The sequence below is a fragment of the Salipaludibacillus sp. HK11 genome (assembly GCF_047795645.1).
Classification (GTDB): domain Bacteria; phylum Bacillota; class Bacilli; order Bacillales; family Salisediminibacteriaceae; genus Salipaludibacillus.
Window position 1 is genome coordinate 4,165,512 of record NZ_CP181045.1, and the last position, 13,342, is coordinate 4,178,853.

Annotated in this window: 13 protein-coding genes and 1 riboswitch; of the genes, 6 read left to right on the forward strand and 7 right to left on the reverse strand. The window is 36.4% G+C overall.

Annotated elements, in window-relative coordinates; all coding sequences use genetic code 11:
- The first annotated feature begins 18 nt into the window (after positions 1-18).
- Positions 19-888 carry a PepSY domain-containing protein gene (locus ACM26V_RS19795; RefSeq protein WP_416148462.1) on the forward strand — a complete coding sequence of 290 codons (870 nt, stop codon included), beginning with the start codon at positions 19-21 and terminating at the stop codon, positions 886-888.
- Between the two features lie 86 nt (positions 889-974).
- Here the strand turns inward: ACM26V_RS19795 and ACM26V_RS19800 are convergent, their stop codons facing one another.
- Genes ACM26V_RS19800 through ACM26V_RS19815 form a run of 4 tightly spaced genes read right to left on the reverse strand, consistent with a single transcriptional unit; the run spans position 975 to position 4,709 of the window.
- Positions 975-2,036 (reverse strand): siderophore ABC transporter substrate-binding protein, encoded by a 1,062-nt coding sequence (locus ACM26V_RS19800; protein WP_416148464.1) that lies wholly within the window; start codon positions 2,034-2,036, stop codon positions 975-977.
- Between the two features lie 21 nt (positions 2,037-2,057).
- The gene (locus tag ACM26V_RS19805) at positions 2,058-2,816 is read right to left on the reverse strand and encodes an ABC transporter ATP-binding protein (RefSeq protein WP_416148466.1); all 759 of its coding nucleotides are present in this window, start codon (positions 2,814-2,816) and stop codon (positions 2,058-2,060) included.
- Positions 2,810-3,766: an iron chelate uptake ABC transporter family permease subunit gene (locus tag ACM26V_RS19810; protein WP_416148468.1), complete on the reverse strand. Its 957-nt coding sequence runs from the start codon at positions 3,764-3,766 to the stop codon at positions 2,810-2,812. Before ACM26V_RS19810 ends, ACM26V_RS19805 begins: the two co-directional genes overlap by 7 nt.
- Positions 3,756-4,709 (reverse strand): ABC transporter permease, encoded by a 954-nt coding sequence (locus tag ACM26V_RS19815; RefSeq protein ID WP_416148470.1) that lies wholly within the window; start codon positions 4,707-4,709, stop codon positions 3,756-3,758. Before ACM26V_RS19815 ends, ACM26V_RS19810 begins: the two co-directional genes overlap by 11 nt.
- A gap of 469 nt (positions 4,710-5,178) precedes the next feature.
- Here ACM26V_RS19815 and ACM26V_RS19820 point away from each other — a divergent pair, with 469 nt between their 5' ends.
- Positions 5,179-5,988 carry an undecaprenyl-diphosphate phosphatase gene (locus ACM26V_RS19820; protein ID WP_416148472.1) on the forward strand — a complete coding sequence of 270 codons (810 nt, stop codon included), beginning with the start codon at positions 5,179-5,181 and terminating at the stop codon, positions 5,986-5,988.
- A gap of 94 nt (positions 5,989-6,082) precedes the next feature.
- Here the strand turns inward: ACM26V_RS19820 and mgtE are convergent, their stop codons facing one another.
- Positions 6,083-7,444 (reverse strand): magnesium transporter, encoded by a 1,362-nt coding sequence (gene mgtE / locus ACM26V_RS19825; RefSeq protein WP_416148474.1) that lies wholly within the window; start codon positions 7,442-7,444, stop codon positions 6,083-6,085.
- Between the two features lie 266 nt (positions 7,445-7,710).
- A riboswitch (M-box (ykoK) riboswitch) is annotated at positions 7,711-7,876 on the reverse strand.
- Positions 7,877-8,041: 165 nt separating this feature from the next.
- Here mgtE and murB point away from each other — a divergent pair.
- The 3 genes from murB to arsD all read left to right on the forward strand — a co-directional run bounded on the left by murB (position 8,042) and on the right by arsD (position 9,805).
- Positions 8,042-8,956, forward strand: a complete 915-nt coding sequence (gene murB, locus ACM26V_RS19830) for a UDP-N-acetylmuramate dehydrogenase (protein WP_416148476.1) — start codon at positions 8,042-8,044, stop codon at positions 8,954-8,956.
- Positions 8,957-9,061: 105 nt separating this feature from the next.
- Positions 9,062-9,424, forward strand: coding sequence for an ArsR/SmtB family transcription factor (locus tag ACM26V_RS19835; protein WP_416148477.1), 363 nt, complete (start codon positions 9,062-9,064; stop codon positions 9,422-9,424).
- A gap of 24 nt (positions 9,425-9,448) precedes the next feature.
- Positions 9,449-9,805 (forward strand): arsenite efflux transporter metallochaperone ArsD, encoded by a 357-nt coding sequence (gene arsD / locus ACM26V_RS19840; protein WP_416148479.1) that lies wholly within the window; start codon positions 9,449-9,451, stop codon positions 9,803-9,805.
- Between the two features lie 24 nt (positions 9,806-9,829).
- On the opposite strand, the gene ACM26V_RS19845 is transcribed toward arsD, so the two are convergent.
- Both ACM26V_RS19845 and ACM26V_RS19850 read right to left on the reverse strand, forming a co-directional pair.
- Positions 9,830-11,878, reverse strand: coding sequence for an EAL domain-containing protein (locus ACM26V_RS19845; RefSeq protein WP_416148481.1), 2,049 nt, complete (start codon positions 11,876-11,878; stop codon positions 9,830-9,832).
- Positions 11,879-12,176: 298 nt separating this feature from the next.
- Entirely contained in the window at positions 12,177-12,608 is a 432-nt protein-coding gene (locus ACM26V_RS19850) for a ferritin-like domain-containing protein (RefSeq protein ID WP_416148482.1), read from the reverse strand.
- A 191-nt stretch (positions 12,609-12,799) separates the two neighbouring features.
- Between ACM26V_RS19850 and ACM26V_RS19855 the strand changes: the two genes are divergently transcribed.
- Positions 12,800-13,315, forward strand: coding sequence for a hypothetical protein (locus tag ACM26V_RS19855; RefSeq protein ID WP_416148484.1), 516 nt, complete (start codon positions 12,800-12,802; stop codon positions 13,313-13,315).
- Positions 13,316-13,342 lie beyond the last annotated feature (27 nt).

Below are 13,342 nucleotides of genomic sequence, written 5' to 3' on the forward strand. Positions count from 1 at the left end.
AAAAGGAGGAAGTAAAAAATGAAAAAATTGACTTTGATTTTAACAGGTGTGTTTGTAATAGCTGGCACGTCAGCTATTGGATTAGCTACGTCAGGTGATAATGAAAATGAGGTGAGTAAGGCAGTCGTCACCTCAGGCAATGAAGAGAACACAACTGAAACTATTCAAGTTGAATTAGATGATACGAGCACAGTGAATGAAACAGATAGAACAAGTGAACGAAGAATCTCAGGCGATGAAGCGGTAGCAATCGCACAGGAGATGTTGGATGGAACAGTAGATGAAGTCGAATTAGATACAGAAGATGGTATCCTCGTGTATGAAGTCGAATTAGAATATAAAGGTGATGACTACGATTTTAAGATCGATGCTCACACGGGTGACATTATTAAAATTGACGATGACTTAATGAAAACGTCGATAGCTGATAACGTGACTATTTCTGTTGAAGAAGCAAAGCAAATCGTCATGGACCTTTTCCCTGAAGGTAAAATCGACGATATAGAATTGGAAATGAAACAATCTCGATACGTTTATGAAATGGAAGTGGAGTATAAAGATGAAGAAGGAGATATCTACATCGATGCTGAAACTGGCGATGTATTAAAAGTGGAAGATGACTTGACAAAATTGCTTGAAAGAGAGGAAGGAACGAATGAAAGGAGTGATAGGTCCACGTCATTGGCATCTGGTCAGTCAGGCGAACGTATTTCCTATGAGGAAGCTGAAGAAATCGCACTAAACCATGTTGGAAAAGGGTATATTGATGATATTGAGCTTGAAAGAGAGAATGGACGACTTCTTTTTGAAGTAGAAGTTGAGTACGGCGACAACGACTTCGATGTATATATTGATGCAGTTACTGGAGAAGTGATGTATGTAGATTAGTGTAAACAAAGAGAATCCCTGGCCGAAATTGGCCAGGGATTTGTTGTTCGTTATAAAGGGGGGAGAAACTCGTATCGATCTTTTACTTATTCAAGGCCTGCTTGGATTTCTTTAACCATTTCAGAAACAGAAGTTAATCCACCGCCAGCTAAGTACCAGTAACCTGGATCAAGATAGATGATATTATCTTCTTGGTAGGCAGTTGTTTGTTGAACAAGTTCGTTTTCAATTGTGTCTTGAGCAGACTCTTCATCTTCTCCACCAACGACAGCACCGCGGTCAAGGACAAACAAGAAATCAGGGTTTGTTTCTAAGATATACTCAAAGGAAACTGTTTGACCGTGATTGGCTTCTTCAATACCTTCATCAGCGGCAGCGACACCAAATTCATCGTGAATAATACCGAAACGGGAACCAGGGCCGTAAGCACTTAATGCCCCTTCACTCGCCATAGTAATCAATCCAGTGCTATCATTGCTGCTCGCTGTTTCATGAAGGCTAGCAATCTCTTCATCAATTTCCGCTAGTTTTGCTTCAACTTCAGCGGTTTTACCGAAGATTTCTCCAAGCAATGTCGTGTTTTCTTTAAATGACTCTACATAGTTCGTTGTATCAACACCGACATGAATGGTAGGTGCAATCTCTGTTAAGTCGTCATAAGCTTCCGATGCACGACCAGAAATAATAATTAAATCAGGTGCTAAATCATAGATAGTTTCGAAGTCAGGCTCAAAGAGAGTTCCTGCATTTGTGTAATCATCACTTTCGAATTCATCCAAATAAGCGGGAATGTTTCCTTGAGGAACGGCTACTGGATCAATCTCCAATTCACGTAATGTATCTAGCACTCCATAGTCAAAAACTACGACACTCTCTGGATTAGCTGGAACAACGGTATCACCCAATTCGTGTTCAACAGTGATTTCTGTAGCATCTGCTTCTTCTTCGTTTGCTTCATTTACATTATTTTCTTCGTTAACGTCATTGTTCTCTTCAACATTGTTATTGTCGGTAGTGTTCTCATTTTCCTCTGCTTGATTATTATCAGTATTATTTTCGGCGGCGGTAGATTCATCGTCGGAACCGCAACCTGTTGCAAAAATACCGATTAAAATGGACATTGAGATGATAGATAAAGATTTTTTCATTGATAAACACTCCTCTTTTTTTTATGAAAAATACACGCAAATTTGTTGGTTGTTAATGTCTTGAATTTGAATATCCATATCGTAAATTTCTTTTAAAACGCCACTTTGAATCACATCGCATTTGTGACCTTCTTTCACGATTTCGCCATCTTTCAGCGCGATAATATAATCTGAATAACAAGATGCAAAATTGATGTCATGGATCACGAGCACTACGGTTTTTCCAAGCTCATCAACCATGCGACGAAGTACTTTCATGATTTGAACAGAATGTTTCATATCCAAATTATTTAATGGTTCATCAAGCAAGACGTAGTCAGTATCTTGTGCTACAACCATTGCTATATAAGCACGTTGACGTTGTCCTCCGCTAAGTTGATCAAGGTATTTTTCTTGCATCTCTCCCAACTCGAGATACTCGATCGCTTCATCGACTCGTAACCAATCGTCTTTTGATAAATTTCCTTGTGAATACGGGAAGCGCCCAAAAGAAACAAGGTCACGGACTGTTAGCCTTATATTAATATGGTTCGTCTGCTTTAGTATCGAAATTTTTTTGGCGAGATCTCTGTCTTTTACTTTACTAATGTCATTGCCTTCAATTAAAACCTCCCCCTCATCCTTAACGATTAAGCGACTAATCATGGACAGCAATGTACTTTTTCCCGCGCCATTAGGTCCGATAAAGGTAGTGATTTTACCTTTTTTAATGTTGACAGACACATCGTTTACAACAGGCTTGTTATTGTACCTTTTAAATAAATTCAGTGCTTCTACCATGATTTTCTCTCCTTTAATAGTAAGTATAGGAAGTAGGTTCCTCCGATGAAATTGACGATCACACTTAATGTCGTACTGAATGTAAATACCCGTTCAACAATCAATTGACCACCTACAAGTGCAATGATGCTAATTAAAATGCTGGCAGGAATAATTTGGATATGTTTGTTAGTTTTCAGAAATTCATACGTGACGTTTGCGACAAGTAATCCGAGAAAAGTTATTGGTCCGACGAGTGCAGTGGCAATTGATATTAAAATCGCTACGATTAGTAACATCCGTTTGACGATTTTGTTGTATGGTACACCAAGATTTATTGCATGATCTTTGCCTAACGACAAAACGTCAAGATATTTCATGTACCGAATGCAATAAATACTTATTGCGATAAATAAGATAAGCGATAAAACTAGTAGATCGGCATTGACACTGTTAAAACTAGCGAACATTCTGTTTTGGACATTCAGAAATTCATTTGGATCTATTAACACTTGCATAAAAGTTGTTAAACTCGAAAAAAATGTTCCAAGTATGAGTCCAATTAGTAACAGAAAGTAGATATTGTTACCTTCACCTTCGTTTTTAAATAATAACTGGTAAAACAGAAATGAGAAGACAATCATTCCTCCAGCTGTGAGCAGGAAATTTAGATTCGCATTAACCATCGCTATACTCATTGAGCCGAATGTAAAGACGACAAATGTCTGAATCAACATGTAAAGCGAATCAAGTCCGATAATACTAGGAGTTAAAATTCGATTATTTGTAATCGTCTGAAACACGATAGTAGAAAAGGAGATTGCAGCTCCAGTAATGACGATGGCAAGTAAATTTCGTCCTCTTCTCGGCAAGATGTATTCCCAATTCCCCCCTGAATCAATCGTCATATAAAGTGCGACAAGGAGAAGTGACCCAAGGAGTAATAAAATTAATTTTGTTCTATAGGCCATATTTTCTCCTCCTTAACAGCAAATATAGGAAGAGAGCACTGCCAATTACACCAACGGTTAATCCAATCGGAATTTCGTAAGGGAAGATCAAAATTCTTCCAATAATATCGCAAATTAGCACGAATATTGCACCAAATATGGCGGTGTGTGGAAGGTTCTTACGAATATTATCTCCACGGAAAATCGTTACAATATTTGGAACAACTAACCCTAAAAATGGGATCATTCCAATCGTTAGTACGACAGAAGAAGTAATCACAGCAACAATGATTAAGCCGAGATTAACGACTTGCTTGTAATTCAAACCTAAGTTTTTCGAAAAATCTTCTCCCATTCCAGCGACGGTAAAGCGATTTGCATACATATAGGCAAGAAGAACGAGCGGAACTGATATGTAGAGTGTTTCATATTGTCCTGTCATCACTGTTGCAAAATTGCCCTGTAACCATGAGGTCATATTCTGAATGAGGTCGTACCTATAAGCGAAAAACGTCGTGATAGAACCGATAATATTCCCGAACATTAGTCCGACTAAAGGAATGAAAATAGGGTCTTTAAATTTTACGCGATTAAGTATTTGCATAAATAGCAACGTTCCAGCTATTGCAAAAGCCATAGCTATTAGCATTTTCGTTATCGACCCGGCTGAAGAGAATATTATGATTGAAACGAGAATTCCTAGTCTTGCAGAGTCCATCGTTCCAGCTGTTGTTGGTGAGACGAATTTGTTTCTTGTTAGTTGTTGCATAATCAGTCCAGCAATACTCATTCCCATTCCAGCAATGATAATACTAATTAAGCGCGGTACTCGACTGACCCAAAAAATATGAGATTGATGATCTGTCATGTTAAAGATGTCCATCGCAGAAAGGGAGGTAACTCCAATGAAAAGCGATATAAACGACAATAAAACTAGCGTGATTAACAAATATCTGAGTTGCATAAGACTCCTCCAAAAGCAGTTACATTGTTGTGATATAACCCTCCAATCAGTAGATTAGAATAATTACTATTTATATGATAATGAGATTCATTATCAATTAACTGTACTGTTAATATTCTAGCATGATATTTTAAAACTGCAAGAACTTTTTAATAAAAGTTGTTAATAACCACACTATAATGAGAATGATAATCGTTTATATAAATGACTTATATATTATAGGTTTTAAGTGTTGTTACGGAAGTGATTATCAATTAATGTAGTTATTACAGTAATTAGTAACTGAAATCACAGCATAAAATTATTATTCTAATAAAACAAAACAAAGAGGTTGTGACATTGATTTTGCAAAAACAATAGTCAATTATTTAATCACATTTTTCATGGCGAATATGATAAGATGTAAGCTGGATTCTTGATACATTGATTTAATTTTATTTATGCTTAAAATTTTGTGGAGGATACTTAAATGACTTTTTTCGAAATTTTTCAATACATTTTTCTAGGTGTTGTTCAAGGCGCCACAGAGCCATTGCCTGTATCTTCTAGTGGACATTTGCGGATTGTTTCTTACTTTTTTGGGGTAGATGTGCCTGATTTACATTTTGAGGTCTTTCTGAATGCAGCGTCTTTATTAGCTGTTTTTATCGTATATAAAGTAGATTTGATGGAATTGGTTCGTGATACAATGAACCATGTGAAGAAACCTTCAGATAAAACAAAAACTTCTTTTCGATTGTCTATTCTGTTGATTGTCGGAACGATACCGGCGATTATAGTAGGGGGACTATTTAGAGATTTTATCGGAGGGGAATTAACTGGAATTCACTATGTAGCGATTGCATTGATGATTACTGCAGTTGCATTATGGTTGATTCGGAATTTGAGAGGTCACAAACAGGATGACGGTATTACGTATATGGATGCAATTATTGTTGGTCTTGCGCAGACATTGGCATTAGCGCCTGGAATTAGTCGCTCTGGTGCAACAATTGTCGCAGCATTAGCAAGGAAAGTAGAAGCGGAAACTGCTTTGAAATTTTCGTTTTTCTTGTCGATTCCGGTTAGTGTCGGGAGTCTTGTTTTGGAGACGTCTACGATTGTGGATACTATTATTTCGAATGATTCATTAGGGTTATATGTCATAGCTTTTCTGACTTCATTACTTGTATCAGTATTTGCTATAAAGTTACTTATTAATATGGTTACTCGAGGGAAACTATTATACTTTGCAATATACTGCTTTACAGTATCGATCCTGCTGTTCATTTTTGGGTAAACAAAAGCCATGTGACCTAGACCTAGTCGCATGGCTTTTGTATTTTGGTAGCTTCAACAAAACGATAGGAAAATAACTCGAATCAGATTAGAGCCTATAAGTAAGTTAGTAAAGCTGTTGCGATCGAAAAGTAGACAAGTAGTCCAATGATGTCGTTTACTGTTGTAATGAATGGGCCAGAAGCTATTGCAGGATCAAGGTTCATCTTGTTAATCGCTAATGGAACAATTGTACCAATCACTGTAGCGATACTAAGTGAGAGGAAGATAGACATACCGACGATAAATGCAAGCCATACACTGCCATGTAAAATTGGGATAATGATCATTAATGTTACAGCACACATGAGGCCGAGCATTACGCCCGTCTTGAACTCGCGAAAGACCATCTTCCCAAGACCTTTTTTCTCAAGAGTTCCAAGCGCAATAGAACGAACGGCTACAGCCAGAGACTGTGTTCCAGTGTTTCCAGCGGAATCCATAATCAATGGGATAAAACCCGCAAGTAAGACGACAGCTTCCAAGGTATCTTCAAATTGTCCAATGACACTTGCTGTAATCATACCAAAGAACATTAGTAGAATAATCCAAGGAGCGCGCTTTTTTGCTGCAGTAAATGAAGAAATTGATAAGTCAGTGGCACCTCTTGAAGCAGCAAATTCACCTATGTCTTCCGTTGCTTCTTCTTCCATGACATCGAGAATGTCATCCACTGTGATAATCCCTACTAGTTTATTGTGATCAGTTGTGACTGGGACTGCCAAAAAGTCGTATTTCTTAAAAAGTTTTGCAACATTTTCTTGATCTTCGTTAGTTTTCACAGATACTACTCGAGTACTCATGACTGTTTCAACAAGGTCATCAGGGTTTGATGTGATTAAGTCACGTAAAGACACAACTCCAGCCAATTCATGTTTTTCATTAATCACATATAAATAGTAAATTGTCTCTGCATCGGGTCCTTCTCTTCTTAACAGATCGATAACTTCACGAATTTGGGAAGTAGCACGGAGATTAATAAACTCTTTGGTCATAATTGCGCCTGCTGTATCTTCTTCATAGCCTAAAAGCTCTTTAATGTCTTTAGCGTTCTCAGCTTCGAGTCCTGCAAGTATTGCAGATGCTTTTGAATGTTGGATTTCAGCCAAGAAATCAGCGACATCGTCAGCTGACATATGTGAAACCATATCTTGGGCATAAGTTTGATCTAATTCTTGCAAGAAGGATTTTTGATCTTCAATAGCCAATTCTTCGAAGACTTCAGCAAATTCTTCGGGTGAGAGGAGTTCATACAAATTTTTTCGCTGTGACGTATTCATTAAGAGATAGACATCTACTTGATCTTGCGGATGTAGTTCGAAAAATAATTGGCGAAATTGTTGAATGTAATTCTCGTTTATTGCATTAAGAATAGACTGTGCATATTCTTCGCGGTTTTGCTCTGTTAATTTGACCATAGTGGGAGGCCTCCTTTTTATTGTGGGAGAGCCATCAATTCACAGGAGTGTGCTAATAATGACTTCCCTGAATACTGTGCAGTTATAAAATTACGGTAATAAAAACTGGGATCAGGAACTGAGTCCATTTCGCATCACTCCTTTCATCTAATTAGTTTAAGACACTTCATTTAAGTTGACTCAGTTTTTCAAAAAATAAAAACACCTTCATACTATAATGAAGGTGTTTAAGTCAATGTTAAACAAGCCATAATGACTGAGTCATCACGTCGCCTCCATTCGTAGAGCTTTAGCACTGTGCGGCATAGGAAAATTCCAGCTACGTTAAAAACCACCTTATGTCGATGGTTCCTGTTGACCCATTGGCGTCTTTGGACGTTTTTGGGCAGCAGCGTATCTCCAGCACAGGAGCCTCACCTAACGAGGAATATTAATTTTTGATCTAACAGCTGAATTATAAATGGTTAATGAGGAGATTGTCAACCATTTTTCAAAAAAATAGAGCAGGATAAATGTATTAATTCACATTCCTATTTAGAGATCTTATAATGTAAAATAAAGATTAGATTTCTAATAAACGGTGAAGAGGGAAAATAGATGGACATAAATGATTTTTACAATAAAGTAGTGCAGATTTGCAATAAGGAGATCGTGTTGAGAGATGAACCAATGAGAATCCATACATTAACGAAAATCGGAGGGAAGGCGGACTTGTTCGTGTTACCTGAAAGCTACGAACAAATGGTTGATATTATCAAGTTGATACATGCCTATCAACTTCCATTTATGCTTCTAGGAAACGGGTCGAATGTGATCGTCCGCGATGGGGGGATTCGTGGTCTCGTCGTGCATATGAGAAATCTCTCAGATCTTTTTGTAAAAGGAGAGCAACTTGTTGCACAAGGTGGAGCTGATATTAAACAAGCATCTCAATTGGCACTGAAGTACGAATTATCAGGCTTAGAATTTGCATGTGGAATCCCTGGTTCCATTGGTGGTGCGATGGTCATGAATGCTGGAGCCTATGGTGGTGAAGTGAAAGATGTGATTGATCATGTGAAAGTGGTCAATCATGAGGGAGAATTTCTCAAATTATCAAAAGACGAGTTAGAGCTCGATTATCGCAGCAGTATTATTGGAAAAAAGAAGATGATTGTTTTAGAAGCAGTATTTAACTTAGAACCAGGTGTGGGGAAGCAAATCAAGGGGAAAATGGATGACTTCACTTATCAACGAGAATCAAAACAACCGTTGGAGTACCCTTCTGTAGGTAGTGTGTTTAAACGTCCACCTGGATATTTTGCAGGGAAGTTAATTCAGGATAGCGGTCTGCAAGGTAAAGGGGTCGGTGGAGCGGAAGTGTCGACAAAGCATGCTGGATTTATTGTTAATAAAAACGAAGCAACAGCAACAGACTACATTGAGACGATAAACTTGGTGAGGGATACTGTGAAAGAAAAGTTTGGTGTCGAATTGGAGTTGGAAGCAAAAATCGTTGGAGAAGACTCATAATTGAGCTAATACTGAATTGATTTGTTATAGAAAGAATGATAAAATATAACTAATTGGTTATATAATCGTTCGATTATGTAACCTGAGGAAACAGGAGGTGTTTTGATGGAGGCCTTAAAAACTCAATTATTAGAGGAACATGCAAATCTCTTTAAAATGATGAACGACGAAAATCGTTTGAAGATTCTTTTGTATTTGTATGAAGAAGAACTTTGTGTCTGCAATTTGATTGATTTACTCGACATGAGTCAGCCTTCTGTAAGCCAGCATCTGAAAAAGCTGCGCCAAGCTTCAATCATACAAATACGTAGTCAAGGACAGTGGAAATTTTATAGATTGAATGAGAGTTATCCTCACCTTTCATTACTTAAAAACATATTAGCTGAATTACCATCGATGAAAGGAGAAGTAGATGCGCTTAATTCAAATGGCACGCGAGTGTTTTGCACGACAATCAACACTAAATAAATCCACTTTGAAAAGGTGATAAAGATGAGTAACAAAATCGAAATTTTTGACCCTGCTTTATGCTGTCCTACGGGAGTATGTGGGCCGAGTGTGGATCCTGAATTAACACGTATTTCAAGGCTTCACTTACAACTTGTTAATAGTGATTATGACGTTAAACGTTTTAACTTAGCACAGGAACCTGATCAATTTGCTAACAATAAACAAATAAATCAGCTTTTACAAACGGATGGACCGGATGCTCTTCCCGCGGTCCTAGTAGATGGGGAACTGACTTTTTATGGTCGTTATCCGACTGTGGACGAGTTTGCTGAGTGGTTTGATTTTGATCCTGCTGAAATGCAGATAAAAGAACCTAAAAAGAAATTTAATTTACTATAAAAATAGAAACAAAGAACACGCTCCTTAAAGGAGCGTGTTCTTTGTTTCGAGTTGTTTTTTTAATTCGATGGTAAGTTGTTTTTGTTCCATTGGGCGGTAATAATAATATCCTTGAATTAATTCACATTTATTTTCTGCTAAGAAAAGTAACTGCTCTTTTGTTTCGACACCTTCTGCAATACAATCATAGCCAAGTTTCTGAGATAATTGAATTAATACGAGTAAAATTTCTTCTGTGCGCTGATTAGTACCAATATGATGAATAAATGTCATATCAATTTTAACTTTATCTAGAGGGAATTTGCTTAAATAAGCAAAATTCGAATACCCAGTTCCAAAGTCATCAATAGCAATTTTTACACCGTTACGTCTAAGAAGTTGTAAATTAGAATTGATATGCTGAGATGTTAACAGTTGAACACTTTCAGTCAGTTCTACTTCAATTGTTCCGGGAGGGAATTCGAACCGTTTTATACTTGAAATGAAGTCATTTATAAAAGAATCAGACTCCAGTAAAGGTGTTGAAAAATTAATTGCTAAACTACCAGTGAAAAAGCCTTGATTAAGCCATGATTCTAATAGTGGGAATACTTTAACTATTAATTTTTCGGTAATGTTTTTAATTAGACCACTTTCTTCTGCTAGTGGGATAAATATCGCTGGGGATATATTGCTATATTGAGAATCAATCCATCTCGTTAATACTTCAATACCGGTTATTTTTCCAGTCGATAATGCTACTTGAGGTTGGAAAACAAAATATATATCATCAGTTATTAACGCTTTTTTCAATAGATTAAGAAAAGTCATTCTATGTGCAAGAGTTTCTCTCATCTCTCTTTGATAATAAACTACTCTGTTCCCACTTTGTTCTTTTGCTTTGAATACGGCGGTGTCTGCAGTACTTAGAAGATCTCCTACGGTTATAGCATCATCTGGGTAAATACTAATCCCCACACTAGCTGTGATTGTAAATTCATTGTGATGCAGGATATGAAAAGGTTTTTGGATTTCTTGTAAAATTTGCTTTGAGAATTGATCAGACTTTTGAATAGTATTTTTTTCACGACATAAAATGACAAACTGATCTCCACCAAAACGTGCAACAAAGGAGCTGTTCTCGTTTGTAATGCTTTTAAGGCGGTCGGCTAAGTGTTTGAGAAGCTCATCCCCAATATTATGACCGTACAAATCACTAATATTTTTGAAACTGTCAACACCTATAAAAAAAACTGTCAAATTATCATTTTTTCCAGTGGCATCAATCGATTTTTGTATTTCTAGTTGTAAACTTTTCCTATTTGGTAAACCAGTCAGTTCATCATAATAGGCTGAATATATTAATTTATCTTCAATTTCTTTCCGCTTATTAATACTTTGAAAATAAACGGCTAGGCCTCCTTGCTTTCTAGGGTAATAATGAACTTGATACCAAGTTTTTTGCGGTTCAAAATATGCTTCTATTTTGACAGTTGTGTTTGTACTTATTGCTTGGATATAACCTGCTTCAAATTCAGTATGAAGTAAGCTTGGGAATGCTTGCCAAACAGTTTTCCCGAGAATTCTCTCTGTGGGAACTTTTAGAAGTCTTATAGCTTCTTTGTTTGCAAAAGTAATTTTTTGATTGCGATTTAGTGTAAAAATTCCATCTGTCATGCTTTCCAATATATTGGACAAATAACCTTGATAATCTTTCATAGTTGTCGCATCAATATGGCGTATCATTAGCGCTTGAACATGTTGGTTATCTTTGATCACAGAAACAATCATTTCGAAATATTGCTCTTTAGTAGATGAATGGTAAGGGTACGTATAACTGTATTGGGAAAGCTCCCCAGAAATAACTTTTTCGACGTTGGAAAGTAAAGAAATATTCATTGTTCTTTCTAAAAAATCGAAGTAATTTGTTTCGATATTTGCCAAGCAAGGGGCATGATCCAATTTTTTTAAGGAATCGTTCCACTCTTGGTTCGTCATCAATATGGTGCCATCCAAAGAAAGGATTGCGACTTGTTGATCGATCGCATTTATTGTTTGTTGTGTAGTCATATTAATATTCAAATTATGATCCATAAGTCATCCCTCATTGATGTGATTGGAGTCGCAGAACTAAAAATCCTATGTATTTTAGTTCTTATTATATAGGTTATTACCTTCATATGGAATGTTAAATAAAGAAAAATATCAAACTTAATATAAAAAACAGAAAAATGAGCATTTTCTAAAATGATTATAAGATATTTCGCGATGAATTTAGTTTTTTGCTTAAGGTGGGGGCACCGATTTTTCTGTCAGAAAGGGAAAGGTAGGACAATAAAAAAAGCAGCTATCTTCTCATAGTAATTGAGATAGCTGCTTTATAAATTATAATTTATAGTCGTGGATCGTCAAGAAGACGTTCCATTTCTTCTTTGTGGCCAGTTTCATCAGCAATGAAATCTTCAAGTTTCACAACGAGCTCCGTAAGTCCTAATGCATCAGCTTGTTCTTTCCGAGTTTCGTAACGACTAATCGTTTCCTTTTCTGCTTTATGCGCTTCTTCCAACATTTCTTTTACGTCTGTCAATTGTTTTACAGGAGTTGGCGTTGTTGTTGGTGTTCCTCCGAGTGTCTTTATTTTCTCTGATAAATATAGAGCATGTGTTGTTTCATCAGCTACTTCACTTTCAAAGAATGGTTTTAATACTTGTCGATATAGTCCTGAAACGACAGCGGCATTGTAAGTATACATAATCATTGCTGCATACTCATTTGCAAGGTCCTCGTTTAATCCATCTACTAATTCTGTCATTTTTTTATCCATTGTTAGAACATCCCTTTCATATCAAGAAATATTTATCGTCTACTCCTTTATGTTCCACTAATCGAAAAAAATAAACCCTCTATTTGGATAAAAAATTATAAATCGCGAGTTCGGTTGATTATAATAGCTGGAAATTTTAAAATAATTTCCTTGTGACAAGCATATAAATGACTAAAAAAAGAGGGTTATATATGGCAATTTTGTCAACGGTATTTATGATATTTTTTATTAGTTTTGATGGTTTTATTTGGGGATGGCTTATCGGTTATCGAAGACAGTATTTTCCTCTTACTCATTTTTTATTATTGTCAATTGGCACAGGAGTAGTATTATGGGCGTTTTATCAAATTGGGGTAACGCTTGATGACGTAATACCTTTCCATTTGTTCAATAAACTATCTGGTATTTTTTTACTCATTTTAAGTGTCTTCCATTTAGTTGACGGAGAAGGCATATTTAAAAGAGCTATTGCATTGAAAATGTTTTTAATTATTAATGTTGATAATATTGGGTTTGGTCTTTCAGCTGGGTTTGAAGCCGTTGGTCGTTTCTTTCCAATGATAGCTGCAATACTATTTGCAGGATTCTTCCTGTTTGGACTTTACTTAGCCCATAGATCTACGTGGCATAATTTCCAAAAATATGGTCAGCTTTTGCCATTTGTTATTTTGTTCAGTATGGGTTTCTTTAAGTTGGTCTTGGGATAAAAAAAGTAAAGCAGAATTAATGGAAAG